The following is a 17283-nucleotide window of genomic DNA, read 5'->3' on the forward strand; positions in this document are numbered from 1 at the left end:
ATATGAATAAAAGAAAGATTGCTATTATAGGATTAGGTTATGTGGGGTTGCCTTTAGCAAGGTTATTTGCGACTAAATATTCAGTTGTTGGTTTTGATATTAATGAGGAAAGAGTTTCTGAATTAAAAAGAGGAAATGATACAACTTTAGAAATTTCAGATAAACTATTAAAGGAAGTTCTTGTTGATAAGCCATCTAATGATGTTGGTCTTTTTTGTTCCACTTCTGTAAATAATATTAAGGATTGTAATTACTTTATAGTTACTGTTCCAACTCCAGTTGATAAAAATAATAAGCCAGTTTTGTCACCTCTATTAAAAGCAAGTGAAATTGTTGGAGAGGCTCTTAAGAAAAATGATGTTGTTGTATATGAATCTACTGTATATCCTGGAGCCACAGAAGAGGAGTGTATTCCTGTTTTGGAAAAAAAATCTGGATTAAAGTTTAATAAAGATTTTTATGCAGGCTATTCTCCAGAAAGAATAAACCCGGGCGATAAAGAACATACAGTTGAAAAAATTTTAAAAGTAACCTCTGGCTCCACCCCTGAAATTGGTAAAAAAATTGATGAGTTATATAAGTCAGTTATAACTGCTGGAACATATCTGGCTCAGTCTATAAAGGTCGCTGAAGCTGCAAAAGTTATTGAAAACTCTCAAAGAGACATCAATATAGCTTTTATAAATGAGTTGGCAAAAATATTTAATCTAATGGGAATTAATACTCAAGATGTTTTAGCTGCTGCAGGTACAAAATGGAACTTTCTGTCATTTAAGCCTGGATTAGTAGGTGGACATTGTATAGGTGTAGATCCTTATTATTTGGCGCAAAAAGCACAAGAATTTGGGTATCATCCAGAAATAATTTTAGCCGGTAGAAAGATGAACGATAGTATGGGGGTATATGTTGCTTCAGAGGTCGTTAAGCTAATGCTTCAAAAAGATGTAGTTATAAAAGGCTCTAATATCTTGGTTTTAGGAATAACTTTTAAGGAAAATTGTCCAGATGTTAGAAATACTAAATCAGTAGATGTTGTTAGGGAGTTAGAGGATTATGGAATTAAAGTTACAATTTTCGATCCAAACGCAAATCCTAAAGATGTAAAAAAAGAATATAATCTTGTCTCTAAAAAAACTTTGCCAAATAATAAGTTTGATGCAATTATTTTAACAGTTGCCCACAAAGAATTTTTAGAATTAGATTTTGAATTATTAAAAAAAGACAAATCTATTATTTATGATGTGAAAAGTTTTTTATCATCAAAAATAATAGATAAAGCATTATAAAAATGAAAAACTTCGCTTTATTAGGTGCGGCAGGGTATATTGCACCAAGACATTTAAAAGCAATAAAAGACACGAATAACAATCTTATAGTTGCGCTAGATAAGTTTGATAGTGTAGGTGTTATGGATAGTTATTTTCCTAACACAGATTTCTTTGTTGAATTTGAAAGGTTTGATAGACATGTTGAGAAATTAAAAAGGAAGAATATTCCTTTAGATTATGTAAGTATATGTACACCAAATTACTTGCATGATTCACATATTAGAATGGCTTTAAGAAGAGGTGCAGATGCAATTTGTGAAAAACCAATTGTATTAAATCCATGGAATTTAGAAGCTTTGTCTGCGATTGAACAAGAATCTGGTAAAAAAATTAATACAATATTACAGTTAAGGCTGCATGAAAGTATTATAAAATTAAAACAAAAAATAGATGCTGAAGATAAACAAGAAAAATATGATATAGACTTAACTTATATAACATCTAGGGGTAGATGGTACGATGTTTCTTGGAAAGGAGATGAGAGTAAATCAGGAGGAATTGCTACAAATATTGGAGTGCATTTTTATGATATGCTAGCTTGGGTTTTTGGAGAGATTCAAGAAAATATCGTTCATCTAAGAGATAAAAATAAAGCTTCAGGATTTTTAGAGTTTGAGAACGCTAGAGTTAGGTGGTATTTATCGATAGATGAAAATGATGTCCCAAAATCAATTCGCGAAATCGGTCAAAAAACTTACAGATCAATAACTATAGATGGTGAAGAATTAGAATTTAGTCATGGATTTACAGAATTACATACCAAAAGTTATAAAGAAATTTTGGTTGGAAAAGGGTTTGGTTTACAAGATGTAAGGTCTTCAATTAATATTGTTCATGATATTCGAAATTCTGAAATAATTAAATATGGAGAGATTCACCCTTTCTTAAAAGGATAAAAAAAACTATCTTTGTAAAAAAAAAGAAAGAGGTAGTAATGAAAAAAAATGCAATTATTGTTTCAGGATACTTTAATCCAATACATAAGGGGCATTTAGAGTACTTTAACAAAGCAAAAGATATTGCAGATAAGTTAATTGTTATTGTTAATAATGATTTTCAAAGAGAGTTAAAAGGGTCTAAAGAATTTCAAAAAGAAGAGGAACGTTTGTTTATTGTTCAAAATATAAAAGCTGTTGATAAAGCGATTCTTTCAATAGATAAAGATAGAACAGTTTGCGATACCATTAAGTATATTAATGAACTTTATAGCGAAGCATATAATTTAGGATTTGCAAATGGGGGAGATCAGAATAATAAATCAATTCCAGAAGCTCCAATTTGTAAAGAACTTGATATTCGTTTAATAGATGGTTTGGGTAATAAAATCCAATCGTCTTCTTGGCTATTAGAAAATTAATTTATGAGAATAGGGATTACATTTAGTGCTTTCGATTTGTTTCACGCTGGTCATGTTAAAATGTTAGAAGACTCAAAAAGACAGTGTGATTATTTAATTTGTGGAATTCAAACAGATCCCACATTAGATCGACCTGAAAAAAATAGACCAGTTCAGTCAATAGTAGAAAGATATATTCAGTTGAAAGGATGTAAATATGTTGATGAAATTGTTCCATATTCAACAGAGCTAGATTTAGAAGATGTTCTTCGTTCATACAAAATAGATGTTCGAATAATTGGCGAAGAATATGCAAGTAGGAAATTTACAGGAAGGCAATATTGTGAAGAAAAAGGAATAGAGTTGTATTTCAATAAAAGAGAACACCGTTTTTCAAGTAGCGGTTTAAGAAAAGAGGTTCAAGAAAAAGAAAATTTAAAAACAAAAGATAAATAATGAATATAGCAGTTATTGGTTCTGGCTACGTTGGTTTAGTGTCAGGGACTTGTTTTGCAGAAATGGGAAACAAAATAACCTGTGTTGATATAGATCCTGGTAAAATAGAAAAGTTGAATAATGGTGTTATACCAATTTTTGAACCAGGTTTAGAACAAATGGTTTTAAAAAACATAAAAAGTAATAATCTTTTTTTTACAACAGATTTATCATTAGCAATAAGTGATGCTGAAATAGTTTTTATTGCAGTTGGAACACCTATGGGAGATGATGGGTCAGCAGATTTGCAATATGTTTTAGCTGTTGCTAAATCTATTGGTGTAACGATGGAAAAAAGATTAATAGTTGTAGATAAATCTACAGTACCAATTGGCACTGCAGATAAAGTTAAAGCTACAATTCAAAAAGAATTAGATATTAGGGGAGCTAATTTGGAATTTGATGTAGTTTCAAATCCAGAATTTTTAAAGGAAGGTGCTGCTATTGATGATTTTATGAAGCCAGATAGAGTTGTTATTGGTGCTGATTCTGATTATGCTTTTGATAAAATGAAGCAACTATATTCTCCATTTTTCAGAACACATGATCGTTTTATTACAATGGATATTCGTTCTGCAGAAATGACAAAATACGCAGCAAACGCAATGTTAGCGACTAAAATTTCATTTATGAATGAAATTGCGAATATTTGTGAAAGAGTTGGTGCCGATGCAAATCAAGTTAGAATTGGAATAGGTTCAGATAAAAGAATAGGATATAGTTTTATTTATCCTGGAGCTGGTTACGGAGGTTCTTGTTTTCCTAAAGATGTAAAAGCTTTAAAGAAAATAGCAGAAGAGAATGGTTATAAAGCAAGTTTGATTACTTCAGTGGAAAATGTTAATGATGCTCAAAAACTGGTTATAGCTAATAAAGTTATTAAAAGGTTTGGAAATAATTTAGAAGGTAAAACTTTTGCTTTGTGGGGTTTAGCTTTTAAGCCTGGAACTGATGATATGAGGGAAGCTCCGGCAATCTATGTTGTAAAGGAATTAGTTAAGAGAGGGGCGAAAATTAAAGCTTACGATCCAAAAGCTATAGAAGAAGCAAAAGAATTTTATTTAAAAGATGTAGTAAATATTGAGTATTTTAAATCAAAATACGATGTCTTAAAGGGGGCAGATGCATTAATCTTGTTGACTGAATGGAAAGAATTCAGATCTCCAGACTTCGAAGAGTTGAAGTTTCAATTAAATTCACCAATTATATTTGATGGTAGAAATCAATACAATTCTTTAAAATTAGAAGAAAAAGGATTTGAATATTTCCAAATCGGAAAATAAAAAACTTTATGAAAAAGAAAAATTTAATTATTTTTGGGACAAGGCCAGAAGCAATCAAAATGGCACCACTTGTAAACCAATTTTTACAAGATGAAAGGTTTGAAACCAAAGTTTGTGTAACTGGACAGCATAGAGAAATGTTAGATCAAGTTCTTAACTTCTTCGATATTACACCGGATTATGATTTAAGTTTAATGAAACCAAATCAAAACCTTTATAATCTAACAGGTGAAGTTATAGCAGGTTTAAAGCCAATACTAGAGTCTTTTAAACCTGATTTTGTTTATGTGCATGGAGATACAACAACAACAATGGCTGCAAGTATTGCTGGTTTTTATTCAGGAGCAAAGGTTTGTCATGTAGAAGCAGGTTTAAGAACCAATAATATGCTATCTCCTTTTCCTGAAGAAATGAATAGGCAAGTTGCAGGTAGAGTTGCAACTTATCACTTTGCGCCAACAATAAAGTCTCAAGAAAATTTACTTAAAGAAAATATAACAAAAGAAAGTATTTTAGTTACTGGAAATACTGTAATAGACGCTTTGCTTGAAAGTTCTAGTAGGGTAGAAGATTTAGAAAATGAAGATGTTACAAGTCTTAAAAGTAAAATAGATTTTGATAAGCGTATTATATTAGTAACAGGTCATAGGAGAGAAAATCATGGTCAAGGTTTTATTAATATTTGTGCGGCTTTAAAAGAAATTGCACTTCAGAACCCTGATGTTGAAATTATTTATCCAGTTCATTTAAATCCTAATGTTTTAAAGCCAGTAAACGAGCTTTTAGCCGATATAAAAAATATTCATTTGGTGAAGCCTCTTTCATACCCATCGTTTGTTTGGTTAATGAACAAATCATATTTAATAATTACTGATAGCGGAGGTGTTCAAGAAGAAGCTCCAAGTTTAGGGAAACCTGTATTAGTAATGAGAGATACTACAGAAAGACCAGAAGCAGTTGAGGCAGGTACCGTTATTTTAGTGGGAACTAACACAAGTAAAATCATTAAAGAAACACAAGAGTTATTAGATAATTCAGATAAATATAAATCAATGAGTTCTTTACACAATCCTTATGGAGATGGTAAAGCATGTCAAAGAATAATTGAATTTATTTCAAATTTATAATAAAATGAGTAAAGTAAAAGTAGTTACTATTGGTTTAGGATACATTGGGTTGCCAACATCTGCATTAATAGCACAAAATGGAATTCAAGTTCACGGAGTAGATGTTAATCAACATGTAGTTGATACAATTAACAAAGGTAAAATACATATTGTCGAACCAAGTTTAGATATTGCAGTAGAAGAATCTGTTAAGAATGGTTTCTTAAAAGCAGACATTAAACCTGTTGAAGCAGAAACTTATTTAGTAGTTGTTCCTACTCCTTTTAAAGGAAATCATGAGCCAGATATATCTTATGTTGAATCTGCTACTAGAAATATTTTGTCATTATTGAAAGAAGATGACTTATATATAATAGAATCAACTTCACCAATTGGTACTACAGAAAAAATGATGAATTTAATTTATGGAGAAAGACCAGAATTAAAAGGAAAACTAAACATAGCTTATTGTCCTGAAAGAGTTTTGCCAGGAAACGTAATGCATGAATTAGTTCATAATGATAGAGTTATTGGTGGTGTAGATGAAAAATCTACCGAAAAAGCATTAAATTTTTATAAACAATTTGTAAAAGGAGAATTACACGCTACAAATGCTAGAACAGCAGAAATGTGTAAACTAACAGAAAATTCATCTAGAGACGTACAAATTGCATTTGCTAATGAACTTTCTTTAATTTGTGATAAAGCAGATATAAACGTTTGGGAGTTAATTAATTTAGCAAACAAACATCCAAGAGTAAATATATTACAACCTGGTTGTGGTGTTGGAGGTCATTGTATAGCAGTAGACCCATATTTTATTGTTTCAGATTATCCAATGGAATCTAAAATAATAGGAACCGCAAGAGAGGTTAATAATTATAAATCGTTTTGGTGTGCAGAAAAAATTCAAACAGAAAAATTAAAGTTTGAATTAAGCCATGGAAGAAAACCAAAAATAGCATTAATGGGATTAGCATTTAAACCAAATATTGATGATTTAAGAGAATCTCCTGCAAAATATATTGTTAATAAAGTTTTACAAAACGATAATAACGGAGAATATTTTATTGTTGAGCCAAATATTGAAGAACATAATGTGTTTAAATTAACTGATTATAAAGAAGCTGTTGAAAAATCTGATATAATAGTATTTCTAGTTGCTCATAATGAATTTAAAAACCTTATTATTAACCAAGGAAAAGTGATATTAGACTTTTGCGGTATTAATAAATAATAAATGGATATAATTGCAGAAATTGGTCAAGCACATGAAGGAAGTTTAGGAATAGCGCATTCTTACATCGATGCTTTAGCTGAAACAGGAATTACAGCAGTAAAATTCCAAACACATGTTGCTGAAGCAGAAAGTTCTGAATTTGAAAATTTTAGGGTAAAGTTTAGTTACGAAGATAAAACAAGATTTGACTACTGGAAGCGAATGGAATTTACAATAGAACAATGGGCTGGTCTAAAGCAACATTGTGAAGATAAAAACCTCGAGTTTATTTCTTCTCCATTTAGTAATAAAGCGGTTGATTTACTTGAACAAATTGGAGTACAAAGGTATAAAATTGGTTCTGGAGAAGTAAGTAATTACTTAATGTTAGAAAAAATAAGTAAAACAAATAAACCAATACTTTTATCTTCAGGAATGAGTTCTTATGATGAGTTGGATAAAACTGTAGATTTCATAAAAGAAAGAGGTAATGACTTGTCTTTATTTCAATGTACTACGAGTTACCCATCAATTTCAGGAGAATGGGGACTTAATTTAATACCTGATTTTATCAATAAATATAATGTCCCAATTGGGTTTTCTGATCACAGTGGAGATATTTACTCTTGTTTGGCAGCAACCACTTTAGGTGCGTCTCTATTAGAGTTTCATGTAGTTTTTGATAAGCAAATGTTTGGTCCGGACGCAAAATCGTCATTAACAATTTCAGAAATTAAAAAATTAACTAAAGGTGTTTCTCAAATCTCTAATGATTTAAAGAGTTCTTCAAATTTTAAATTAGATAATTCCAAATTTAACGAGTTAAAATCAATTTTTGAAAAATCATTAGCTGTTAATAAAGACCTAAAGGCTGGCAATGTTATTACTTTTGATGATTTAGAAGCAAAGAAACCGGCAAATATGGGTATTACAGCAAAGGAATTTGAATCTATAATTGGCAAGAAACTAAATATAGACTTAAAAAAGTGGGACTTCATTCAGAAAAATAATCTAATAAACTAATGCAAACTAAAAGAAAAATATGTGTTGTTGTAACAGCAAGGCCATCTTATAGTAGGGTAAAAACCGTATTAGCGTCTATTATAAAACATAAAGATTTAGAATTACAGTTAGTTGTAGCTGGTTCAGCATTAATCAAACGTTATGGAAATGCTATTAAAGTTATGGAAGATGATGGCTTTAAAATTGATGCAAAAGTTTATAATGTTTTAGAAGTAGAGAATGAAACTGCAATGGCTAAAACAACAAGCATGGCAATTATGGAATTGTCTAATGTATTTTATAATTTAAAGCCAGATGCTGTCTTGACAATTGCTGATAGATACGAAACATTAGGAACTTCTATTGCAGCTTCTTATCAAAACATACCTTTAATTCATCTTCAAGGCGGTGAAATTACAGGTAATATTGATGAAAAAGTAAGGCATGCAAATACAAAATTAGCAGATATTCACTTGGTGTCATCCGAAAAAGCTGAAGAAAGAGTGATAAAAATGGGTGAGAATCCAAAATTTGTATTTAATACAGGTTGCCCATCTTTAGACTTGGCATCTAAAATAGAAATAAATACAAAGTTAGATTTTGATCCTATAGCTAGATATGGTGGCGTTGGTTCAGATTTAGATATTTCTAAAGGATACCTAATTGTTATGCAGCATCCAGAAACAAATGAATATAAAAATGCAAGAAAACATATTAGTGAGACCTTGGACGTTATAAGAGAACTAAAAATTCCAACATTGTGGTTTTGGCCTAATGTAGATGCCGGGTCTGATGGCACTTCTTCTGGGATTAGACATTATAGAGAAGAATATGATTTGAATCATGTTCATTTTTTCAAAAATATGGTTCCAAAGGATTTTCTTATGTTATTGAATAATTCAATATGTCTCATTGGGAATTCTAGTGCTGGTATTAGAGAATGTGCATTTTTGGGTGTTAAGGCCGTTAATATTGGTAAAAGACAAGATGGCAGAGATAGAGGTAAAAATGTTATCGATGTAGATTATAAGAAAGAAGAAATTAAAGAAGCTGTTTTAAAATTTGTAAATTCAGAAAGACCAGGAAAGGACTATTTGTATGGTAAAGGAAATTCAGGTGAAATTATTGCAGATATTTTAGGGAGGATAGATTTACCTTATTCTAAAATTTTACAATACTAATTTTATGAAAACTATCCCAAAAATTTTAGGAATAATTCCAGCAAGAGGTGGGTCTAAAGGTGTTCCAAATAAAAACATAAAAAAGTTAAATGGAAAGCCACTTATTCAATATACTTCAGAAATCGCTTTAAAATCTAAATATCTTAATAGGGTAATTGTTAGTACAGATGATGCTAATATTGCTGAAATATCAAAATTAGTAGGTGTTGAAGTCCCTTTTATGAGGCCAGATAATTTAGCTCAAGACACAAGTCCAACACTTCCCGTAATTAAACATGCTTTAAATTTTTATAAAAACTTAGGTATAGAATTTGATGCTGTTTGTTTATTACAGGTTACATCCCCAATTAGAACTTTAGATTTTCTTAATAACTGTTTAGGAAAATTTATAGAATCTGATTTAGATTCTTTAATATCAGTTTTAGATGTTCCTCATCACTTAAATCCGCATTGGACTTTTAAAGAAAATGTACACGGAAATTTATCAATCTCTACAGGGGAAAAAAATATTATAAGTAGAAGACAAGATTTACCAAATGCATATTATCGAGATGGCAGTGTTTATTTAACTAAAACAGAGGTTATACTTAATCAAAATTCCTTATATGGAGATAAAATAGGGTACTTTGTTAACCCAACAAAGGATAATGTAAATATTGATACTTTAGAGGATTGGCAAAATGCAGAAATAATCTTTAGGCAAAAAGATGAAAACTAAAATAGCATTTTACTGTGCCCATTCATTTGGACTATATGATATATTACCGTTGTTTAAAAGTTATAACAGTAATGATTATGATGTTTATATAATAACCAACAAAAAATATTATCCAATAATAAAAGAAGAATTTGTTATTGAAGAGGACAAAATATTATTAATTACTGATTATACAAGTAGAATAGGGGTTCATTTTACAGATTGGTTTAAATTATTGTGCGTAAATGAAAATTTTTCCGAATTTTACAAACAACGAAAGAAAATTAAATTCTCTGGACTTAAGCAAAAAGTATCAAATTCTTTTAAGTTATTTAACTTGAAGAATAGTGAAGTAAATAAGATGTATAGTAAAATTATACAACTACTTTATAAACTTTCTTTAATTAAAACTTTTCCAATAAATTTTGACAAAGTTTATGTAGTTACAAAAATTTTCAATCCTTATTTAATTACACCTTTTGAAGATAAAACACATCTTATTATTGAGAGTTGGGATCACCCAGCAAAAGAACCAATCTTAATAAATCCATTTGTAGTAGAAACTTGGAACAAGTCTTTAGAACAAGAACTAAAACAATATCAATTTTATAAAAATACAATTAAAGGCAAACCTCTAAAATTTAGATATATTGAAGAATATAACAAGAATTATGATGAAAAAATCCTAAACAAAGAAGAATTAGAAGATATTTTGTTTCTAAAAAATAATGATGTAGCAATTTATCCTATGTGTACGTCTTCTAGTTATTTTGCCTTTTCTGAAGAATTACGTTTTGTTAAAGATTTAGCTTTAAAGCTTCAAAGAGAAGATGTTCAACTCTACATTAGGCCATATCCTTTGGCTCCATATAAAGATGTTTTGGCTTTACAAGAAATACAAAATGTTAAGGTTGGAGTTGGAAATAAAATTACCGATGGTTTAGAAGTTTTTAGTAAAGCACATATGTTGCATAAATATTTAATTATTAAATATGCAAAATATGTAATAAATTTAGGTACAACTTTTGTATTTGATGCGGCTTTAGTAGAATCTGCATGCAAAATTATACAGATAAAAATAGATATGAATACCTACGGAGATTTAGGTAAATATTCTAGAGGAGTTCATATTACTAAATATTTACACACAAAAGATGCTTTTGAATTTAAAAGTTTAGAAGTAAATATGGCAAATTTATCTTATAAAGAGTATTTAATTAATTGGTTAAATCATTAAATGAAAGATATTCTAAAGCTTTTTTCATTAAAATTTGTTTCAGCCATACTTGGGCTTGTAAGTTCAATTATAACCGTTAGGCTTTTTGGAGCTTCCCGTACTATTGAGGTTTATTTTGCTGCTCAAAGTTTAGTTTACCTAGTAACGTCTTTAACCCAAAGTGGACAATTAGCAGAAATTTTTTTACCAGAATATCATAAACTAAACAGTAAAGCTGAAGGATTAGGTTTTGAAGGCTTAAATGTTGTGATTAATAGGTTTTTTATTTGGGGAATTGTAATTATTGGATTGGTTTTTTTAATTTCTCCTGTTTTAATAAAATTAATGGTCCCAGGTTTTGATGAATTGGAGCAAGAAGAGTCTGTTTTAATTTTTAGAGTTCTTTTACCATATTTATTATTACAATTGTTTAATTCCTTTTTTATAACTGTTTTAAATGCTGAAAAAAAATATGGAAGGGCAGAGTTTTTAGGTATTTCTAATGTTGTCGTTAATATTATTGTTTTATTAGTTTTATATAAATATTTAGGTGTTTGGGCAATTGTTATATCTGTACTGTTTGGTAAAATGATTGAATTTGTATTTTATTTATCTCAACTATACAAGATTGGGTTTAGGTATAAATTTACTTTTTCTATTTTGGATTTTGATCATTCAACTTTTTTCAAAACAATGCAAAGTACTTTTTTATATGTAGGTTCTACACAAATTTACATGGTAGTATTAACGGCTGGAATTTCATTTCTTCCAGAAGGTACATATGCCATTTTTAAGTATGTTCAAGGGCTATCAAATAAAATTAAAGGATTGGTTGTGCAACCATTTATGACAATATTTTTTACAACTTACTCTAGTTTATTGCACCGTTTAAAAAGCGTTAAAGAAGAATTTAATAAATACTTTAAAAGTATTATTTGTATAAATGTTGTTACAATTATAGGAACAGTTTTATTAGGTGATATTTTTATTGATATTTTATGGGGTGGTAAAAAGTTTACATCAGAAGATGTGCAATTAGCTTATGTGTTTTTGGTGTTTTATGGATTTTCAATCCTTTTCTCATCTATTGGTGGGGTTTACAGAAAAATGTCTGTAGCTCATGGTTTTGGAAAACAACTATATCAATTATGGGTAGTTTCACAATTAATATCTGCTTTGTTATCATATACTTTTTTAAAATATTTTCAAGTTAAAGGGTTATTTTTAATTATACCTGTAAACACATTATTGATGAGTTTAGTGAGTATAATAGTCTATTATAAAACTAAAAAACCTATCAAATATAGCCTGTTAAATTTAAATAACCTATTTTTTCTAATTCTCATAGTTATTTCTTATATAATTAAAAGTAATTTAGATTTAATTTTAGATAATAGATTTGCCTCATTATCTATTTTTTTAGTAACAACAGTTGTTTTATCTATATATCCAATAATTAACATTTATAAGATTTTTAGAAAGTGAAAAAAAAAATAGGAATCATTTATAGAATTTATAAAGAATTTATCAATTATTTGTTAATAGCTTGGTTAATGTATGTACCATTTCATTTTATTAGATTTTTTTTTATCAAATTAAAATTTAAGAGTATTGGGAACAATACAAATTTTTTAATGGGACTAGAATTTAGAAACCCAAAAAATATTAGTATTGGTTCAAATTCGGTAGTAAATAAAAATGTTTTATTAGATGGTAGAGGGGGGCAGTTAATTATTGGGAATAATGTAGATATAGCCCAAGAAACAAATATATGGACTTTAGAACATGATGTACATGACGATTATCATAAAGCAAAAGGAGATGATGTTATAATTGAAGATTATGTTTGGATAGCCTCTAGAGTTACTATTTTACCTGGGGTTAAAATTGGTAGAGGTGCAGTTGTTGCATCAAACTCTGTAGTTACAAAAGATGTTGAGTCAATGTCTATTGTTGGCGGTGTACCTGCAAAAAAAATTGGAGACCGAAAAAGTGAATTGAAGTATCATTTAAACTATAAACCCTTGTTTAAGTAAATATAAATATGATAGTATTAACTTCAAATAAATATAAACCGCATTTTGGCGGAATCGAGAATTCTTTATATTTTCTATCTAGGGAGTACATAGCATTAGGGCATGAGGTTGCAATTCTTGTAGATGATAGAAGTTTAGAAAAAAATAAAAGGCTATCTAACAAAGATTTTGAAGATAAAGTAATGATTATTCGTTACAAAAGTTATTTTCCTAAATTTTTTTTAGATCATTTGATTAAACCAATCATAGATATTCACCGTGCTAAAATTGAATTCAAAAAATTGAAATCGAAACACAACATAGAAAAAATTTTAGGTAGAAATCCTGTACCAATATTAGCAGCTTTAAGTTTAGGTTTACAGGTAAATTATTTAGTTCCTGGAATAGCTAAAACCCAACTTAAAGTGTCTATCAAGAATTTTTTAGACTTTAAAAATATTTATATTAAAAACTTGGTAATCCCTTTTACTTCATACCTACAAAAAAAAGCTTTACAAAAATCAACAAATGTTTTAGCTTTCAGCTTTAATATGAAAAACCAAATTCAGGATTTTGCAGGTAAATCTGTTGCTGTAAAACTGGTGAACGCAGGTGTAGATTCAAGTAAGTTTAATTTAGAAACTCCAGATATTGATAAACAGAGTTTCTTGGGTGTTCCTAATAACCATTTTGTTTTTCTAACTGTTGGGAGATTGGTTAAAGACAAAGGTATTAAATATGCTGTAGAGAGTTTTTCAAAAATAAAAAACACCAATTCTAGTTTAATAATAGTAGGAGAAGGTATAGAGAGAGTAAGTTTAGAGAATCAAATAGATAAATTAGGTCTAAAATCTAGAGTAAAACTTGTAGGTAAAGTTCTAGAAAATATAGAGACTTATTACAAGCTTTCCGACTGTTTTGTAATGTGCTCTATAATGGAGCCATTTGGGCAGACAATATTAGAAGGTTTAGCTACAGGTTTGCCAGTAATAGCTTGGAAAAGTAGTAAAGAAATACAAACAGCTACATCAGAAATAATTGATGAAAGAAATGGTTTTATTATAGATTTTGATATTAAGAAAATGAGTGAATGTATGCAGGAGCTCACTGAAATGGATTCACGAGAATATAATATATTAAAAAGCAACAATGTAAAGTTGATAAATGAAAAGTATTCATGGAAAAACTTAGCGTTAAAAAATTTAGATATATGAATAATTTTTGTACATATCCATATGTTAAGAATGATAATCCATTTCTAAAATTGATGTTAAATCATTTGCAAGATTTTGGATGGACTCAAAAAAGCATAAAATTTAGAACACTCCATCTTTTGAAGTTTAGAAATGAAGTTAGTGTTTTGTGGTTTCATTGGCCTAATTCTTTGTGGAGAAATAAAATAATAATTTTAAAATATTTAAGTGTTTTAAGATTTATATATCACGTTTTATTAGCAAAATTTTTGGGATATAAATTGGTGTGGTCTGTGCATAATGTTATGCCTCATGGAGAGCAAGATTCTACATTAGAGTTTTTTATTAGAAAGTTTATCACCAAAAATTTCCATTTACTTATTGGTCATGCAAATAATACTTATAAAGCTCTTGAGGAAAAGAAATTAATACCCCAAGAATATGTGTTGGCTGTTCATGGACATTATGAAAACGAATACGACCAAAAAAATCTAAAAATAACAAGAAAGGCTTTAAATATTTCTGAAGAAAAATATGTTATTCTAATTAAAAGTGGAGGCAAAAATTTTGATTCTTCTTTAAAGTTTGCTAAAACATTTGATTCAATTGAATTAAAAAACATTCAGTTATTAGTTCTCGGTAATAAAATTTCTGATAATGTTAACGTAACCTTTATCCCTGGTTTTGTTAAGGATGAGGATTTGTCCAGTTATATTAGTATTTCTGACTATGTAGCTCTTCCTTACGAAGAAATTACAACTTCAGGAGCTTATTTTTTAGCTATTACTTTAGAAAAACCAGTTATAGCAAAAAACCTTCCTTTTTTTAGAGAACATGGCGGAGATAAATCGTGTTTGATTTTTGATGATTCGGAAGACCTCAAAGAAAAACTTATAAAACTAGAAGAAGGGCACTTTTGTTTTGAAAAAAGTAATATAATTGAAGTGAAAAATAAGTACACCTGGAAAAATGCTAGCAAACAAATTTCAGAATCTTTTAATAAATTACTATTAAATTCGTAAATGCATAAAAGAACTATATATAATAGATTTGATATCTACATAACACTACTAATTGCTCTTCAATTTTTTGGAATTTATGGAGGTGCTCTGCAACCAGTAAGAGTTTTGTCACTTCTGTCTTTTCCTGTACTATTAATGTGTAGAGCTAATTTAAAGTATTATAGGTACGAATTTGTTTTTTTTGTGTTTTTTTTAATTTCTGGCTTAGCTTTAACTATTTTTTCTTTTTATGTAGCAGAAGCAATGAAAGAGCTTCTGTATTTAGCAATATCATTTAATATGGTGTTTAATGTAATAATTGCAGCAAATAATGCTAAAAGACCAAAGAATTCAATAATTAGGGGATGGTTCTTATTTCTGTTATTTGCACTACCAATTGCAGTTTTTGAAATATTTTTCGACTGGCATTTTTCGAATTCAAAAGTAAGTGCAGGAACTTTTCTGGGAGGCCATGACAGAGTTCTGAAAAAATTTGCAGCACTTACATTTGGTAATTTTAATTTGTTTAATGTAGTTATAGTCTATGCTTTGCCTTTTGCTTTCTCATTTTTACTTTTAGATAAACTTGAAAAAAAAATTAAGGTAGTACTTCTTGCCTTATTGTTAACTGGCGGTTTAGTAATATTAGTAAATGGCTCAAGAGGGGCATTTTTAGGTGCGATAATATGTGTAGCATGTTTTTTCTGGAAATCTTTTACTAAAAAGAAAAGAAAAAATTTATTTGTATTAATTGCAGTATTAGTTATGGGAATTAATTATCTAACAACCAAAGGAAGTAATTTATTATTAGTTTTTACAGATAAAAAAGACAGACTCTTTTCTGACAATGCAAGACAAACATTAATTGAAATAAGTTTTGAAGAACTTGTTAATAGTAACTTTTTAGGAGTTGGCCCTGCCAATATTGAATATATCATTGTTAATAACCATGGGTATAATTTAGGCGCAACACATAATTTATTCATGGAAATTTTGGCTCAATATGGCTTACCTGTTTTTTTAGGTTTTATTTATTTATTATATAGAATTTACAAGCGAGCATTTAAAGTAGATAAAATTTCAAAGTATATAATTATTACCTCTATTCTTATCATACCTATAACTTCAGTTATTAATAGTAAGTATCTTGCTGGTGTAAATTTCTGGCTTTTTTTAGCCAGTTTACTTATAATTTCTAATCATAAACTTAAAAAGATTGAATAAATGATTGTAACTGTATTTCATAATATATATAGCAAAATCGAAAATAAAAATAAATTTCTTGTAAAAATTAAGTTTTATGCTTTTGTGAGGTTTTCTGTACGTTTATTTGCAAATGGAATTATCCCTCTGATATTTAGATGTTTTCCATCTAGTTCTCTACAACCATCGGTAGACGAGCTATCGCCAAAAATTATAGTTTCATTGACTACATTTCCTGCAAGAATTGGAAGAATTTGGATAGTAGTAGAATCAATCTTACGTCAAAAAATAAAACCAGATAAAATTATTTTATGGTTATCAGCCGAACAGTTTAAAGATATTAATAGGCTTCCAAAAAAGTTAAAATCTTTTCAAAAAAAAGGACTAGAAATAAGGCTTTGTGATGAGGATTTAAGATCTCATAAAAAATATTACTATGCGTTTAAAGAATACCCAAATGATACTATTATTACTGTTGATGATGATTTATTTTATCCAGAAACGTTAATAGAAGATCTAATAAACTTAAATAAATTATACCCCAAGACAATATCTTGTAATAGAGCGTTTAAAATTATTAGTAACACAAATGATATTTTGTTACCATATAATAAATGGAATCTTTTAAAAGAAGAGATGGGGCCTTCAAGCGAGTTTTTCTACACAACAGGGGGAGGTACCTTATTCCCCCCAAATACTCTTTATAATGAAGTACTAAATAAAGATGTGTTTATGAAATATTGCTTACTAGCGGATGATGTTTGGTTAAATTTAATGTCTCAATTGAATAAAACAAAAGTTTCCAAATTGGGAAAAAAATCTATTTTATTACCAATTCTAAACACAAATAACATGAAATTATCAACATTAAATTTAGAGCAAAACCTAAATGACAAACAAATTTCAGATGTCAGAAAGTATTTTATCAAATCAAATAACAAAGATCCGTTCTCATTTTATTTTCAAGAATTAAATAATACAAATTGTTAATATCTGAAATTAGAAAAC

16 protein-coding genes and 1 pseudogene are annotated in these 17283 nt (G+C 28.7%); all 17 read left to right on the forward strand.

The features are described from left to right. Positions 1 to 2: 2 nt before the first annotated feature. Positions 3 to 1286, forward strand: a complete 1284-nt coding sequence (locus H9W90_RS01180; RefSeq protein ID WP_187482664.1) for a nucleotide sugar dehydrogenase — start codon at positions 3 to 5, stop codon at positions 1284 to 1286. Between the two features lie 2 nt (positions 1287 to 1288). Continuing rightward, positions 1289 to 2224, forward strand: coding sequence for a Gfo/Idh/MocA family protein (locus H9W90_RS01185; protein ID WP_187482665.1), 936 nt, complete (start codon positions 1289 to 1291; stop codon positions 2222 to 2224). Positions 2225 to 2262: 38 nt separating this feature from the next. After that, positions 2263 to 2685, forward strand: a complete 423-nt coding sequence (locus H9W90_RS01190; protein ID WP_187482666.1) for an adenylyltransferase/cytidyltransferase family protein — start codon at positions 2263 to 2265, stop codon at positions 2683 to 2685. Positions 2686 to 2688: 3 nt separating this feature from the next. After that, the gene (locus H9W90_RS01195; RefSeq protein WP_187482667.1) at positions 2689 to 3120 is read left to right on the forward strand and encodes an adenylyltransferase/cytidyltransferase family protein; all 432 of its coding nucleotides are present in this window, start codon (positions 2689 to 2691) and stop codon (positions 3118 to 3120) included. Continuing rightward, on the forward strand, positions 3120 to 4442 hold the full coding sequence (locus H9W90_RS01200) for a UDP-glucose dehydrogenase family protein (RefSeq protein ID WP_187482668.1): 1323 nt from the start codon (positions 3120 to 3122) through the stop codon (positions 4440 to 4442). The genes H9W90_RS01195 and H9W90_RS01200 overlap by 1 nt, the downstream gene beginning before the upstream one ends. An 8-nt stretch (positions 4443 to 4450) precedes the next feature. After that, positions 4451 to 5569, forward strand: coding sequence for a non-hydrolyzing UDP-N-acetylglucosamine 2-epimerase (gene wecB, locus H9W90_RS01205; RefSeq protein ID WP_187482669.1), 1119 nt, complete (start codon positions 4451 to 4453; stop codon positions 5567 to 5569). 4 nt (positions 5570 to 5573) lie between these two features. Further along, on the forward strand, positions 5574 to 6785 hold the full coding sequence (gene wecC, locus H9W90_RS01210) for a UDP-N-acetyl-D-mannosamine dehydrogenase (RefSeq protein ID WP_187482670.1): 1212 nt from the start codon (positions 5574 to 5576) through the stop codon (positions 6783 to 6785). Positions 6786 to 6788: 3 nt separating this feature from the next. Continuing rightward, a complete protein-coding gene (locus tag H9W90_RS01215; protein WP_187482671.1) occupies positions 6789 to 7790 on the forward strand; it encodes an N-acetylneuraminate synthase family protein in 1002 nt (333 codons plus the stop codon). Further along, on the forward strand, positions 7790 to 8950 hold the full coding sequence (neuC, locus tag H9W90_RS01220; protein ID WP_187482672.1) for a UDP-N-acetylglucosamine 2-epimerase: 1161 nt from the start codon (positions 7790 to 7792) through the stop codon (positions 8948 to 8950). Before H9W90_RS01215 ends, neuC begins: the two co-directional genes overlap by 1 nt. A 4-nt stretch (positions 8951 to 8954) precedes the next feature. Further along, entirely contained in the window at positions 8955 to 9668 is a 714-nt protein-coding gene (locus H9W90_RS01225) for an acylneuraminate cytidylyltransferase family protein (protein WP_187482673.1), read from the forward strand. Further along, positions 9658 to 10884 (forward strand): hypothetical protein, encoded by a 1227-nt coding sequence (locus tag H9W90_RS01230; RefSeq protein ID WP_187482674.1) that lies wholly within the window; start codon positions 9658 to 9660, stop codon positions 10882 to 10884. Before H9W90_RS01225 ends, H9W90_RS01230 begins: the two co-directional genes overlap by 11 nt. Then, entirely contained in the window at positions 10885 to 12348 is a 1464-nt protein-coding gene (locus tag H9W90_RS01235) for a lipid II flippase MurJ (RefSeq protein ID WP_187482675.1), read from the forward strand. A gap of 332 nt (positions 12349 to 12680) precedes the next feature. Then, positions 12681 to 12860, forward strand: a pseudogene (locus H9W90_RS15550) (LbetaH domain-containing protein); the annotation flags it as partial. A gap of 47 nt (positions 12861 to 12907) precedes the next feature. Next, on the forward strand, positions 12908 to 14092 hold the full coding sequence (locus H9W90_RS01245) for a glycosyltransferase family 4 protein (RefSeq protein ID WP_187482676.1): 1185 nt from the start codon (positions 12908 to 12910) through the stop codon (positions 14090 to 14092). Next, positions 14056 to 15093, forward strand: a complete 1038-nt coding sequence (locus H9W90_RS01250; RefSeq protein WP_187482677.1) for a glycosyltransferase family protein — start codon at positions 14056 to 14058, stop codon at positions 15091 to 15093. The genes H9W90_RS01245 and H9W90_RS01250 overlap by 37 nt, the downstream gene beginning before the upstream one ends. Then, positions 15094 to 16296: an O-antigen ligase family protein gene (locus H9W90_RS01255; RefSeq protein ID WP_187482678.1), complete on the forward strand. Its 1203-nt coding sequence runs from the start codon at positions 15094 to 15096 to the stop codon at positions 16294 to 16296. Next, on the forward strand, positions 16297 to 17265 hold the full coding sequence (locus H9W90_RS01260; protein WP_187482679.1) for a hypothetical protein: 969 nt from the start codon (positions 16297 to 16299) through the stop codon (positions 17263 to 17265). It abuts the gene before it with no gap. Positions 17266 to 17283: the final 18 nt, after the last annotated feature.

The organism is Polaribacter pectinis (genome assembly GCF_014352875.1).
GTDB classification, from domain to species: Bacteria; Bacteroidota; Bacteroidia; order Flavobacteriales; family Flavobacteriaceae; genus Polaribacter; species Polaribacter pectinis.

Excerpts from the sequence above, each read along its gene's own strand:
- H9W90_RS01180 (WP_187482664.1), top strand. The coding sequence starts at position 3 with ATGAATAAAAGAAAGATTGCTATTATAGGATTAGGTTATGTGGGGTTG.
- H9W90_RS01185 (WP_187482665.1), top strand. The coding sequence starts at position 1,289 with ATGAAAAACTTCGCTTTATTAGGTGCGGCAGGGTATATTGCACCAAGA.
- H9W90_RS01190 (WP_187482666.1), top strand. The coding sequence starts at position 2,263 with ATGAAAAAAAATGCAATTATTGTTTCAGGATACTTTAATCCAATACAT.
- H9W90_RS01195 (WP_187482667.1), top strand. The coding sequence starts at position 2,689 with ATGAGAATAGGGATTACATTTAGTGCTTTCGATTTGTTTCACGCTGGT.
- H9W90_RS01200 (WP_187482668.1), top strand. The coding sequence starts at position 3,120 with ATGAATATAGCAGTTATTGGTTCTGGCTACGTTGGTTTAGTGTCAGGG.
- wecB (WP_187482669.1), top strand. The coding sequence starts at position 4,451 with ATGAAAAAGAAAAATTTAATTATTTTTGGGACAAGGCCAGAAGCAATC.
- wecC (WP_187482670.1), top strand. The coding sequence starts at position 5,574 with ATGAGTAAAGTAAAAGTAGTTACTATTGGTTTAGGATACATTGGGTTG.
- H9W90_RS01215 (WP_187482671.1), top strand. The coding sequence starts at position 6,789 with ATGGATATAATTGCAGAAATTGGTCAAGCACATGAAGGAAGTTTAGGA.
- neuC (WP_187482672.1), top strand. The coding sequence starts at position 7,790 with ATGCAAACTAAAAGAAAAATATGTGTTGTTGTAACAGCAAGGCCATCT.
- H9W90_RS01225 (WP_187482673.1), top strand. The coding sequence starts at position 8,955 with ATGAAAACTATCCCAAAAATTTTAGGAATAATTCCAGCAAGAGGTGGG.
- H9W90_RS01230 (WP_187482674.1), top strand. The coding sequence starts at position 9,658 with ATGAAAACTAAAATAGCATTTTACTGTGCCCATTCATTTGGACTATAT.
- H9W90_RS01235 (WP_187482675.1), top strand. The coding sequence starts at position 10,885 with ATGAAAGATATTCTAAAGCTTTTTTCATTAAAATTTGTTTCAGCCATA.
- H9W90_RS01245 (WP_187482676.1), top strand. The coding sequence starts at position 12,908 with ATGATAGTATTAACTTCAAATAAATATAAACCGCATTTTGGCGGAATC.
- H9W90_RS01250 (WP_187482677.1), top strand. The coding sequence starts at position 14,056 with ATGGAAAAACTTAGCGTTAAAAAATTTAGATATATGAATAATTTTTGT.
- H9W90_RS01255 (WP_187482678.1), top strand. The coding sequence starts at position 15,094 with ATGCATAAAAGAACTATATATAATAGATTTGATATCTACATAACACTA.
- H9W90_RS01260 (WP_187482679.1), top strand. The coding sequence starts at position 16,297 with ATGATTGTAACTGTATTTCATAATATATATAGCAAAATCGAAAATAAA.